This window comes from Vibrio sp. 10N.222.54.E6, assembly GCF_041473955.1.
GTDB classification, from domain to species: Bacteria; Pseudomonadota; Gammaproteobacteria; order Enterobacterales; family Vibrionaceae; genus Vibrio; species Vibrio tasmaniensis_A.
Map to the genome: position 1 here is coordinate 1 of NZ_JBFRTD010000092.1, position 386 is coordinate 386.

At 35.2% G+C, this 386-nt stretch carries 1 tRNA gene; it reads right to left on the bottom strand.

Annotated features, from left to right (window positions below):
- Positions 1-264 precede the first annotated feature (264 nt).
- Positions 265-340 (bottom strand) — tRNA-Ala (locus AB4513_RS24655).
- Positions 341-386: the final 46 nt, after the last annotated feature.

Sequence of the window (386 nt, forward strand, 5' to 3'; positions counted from 1 at the left end):
ACTGTTTGCCGGACTCAATTATGAATCAAACTCAGTTTGATTCGAATACAAGACACTTGAATGTGTTTGTTGTGTTTACCTAATGAAAGATAAACATTGAGAACTTTTAAATTTGATTAACTTAATCACAGCCTTGGCCGTTTTGTTTTACTTTTTAAAAAGTAAAAATAATTAAGCTAATCAGTCAGCTTTCCAAATTGTTAAAGAGCTTGATTCAAACTAATGAACCATTTTTAAATATTTTCAAAGAAAAACACTTAAAGATGGTGGAGCTATGCGGGATCGAACCGCAGACCTCCTCGCTGCCAGCGAGGCGCTCTCCCAGCTGAGCTATAGCCCCATCTGGAAAAGTATTTCTACTCTTAAACTTTCTAAACCTAATCAAT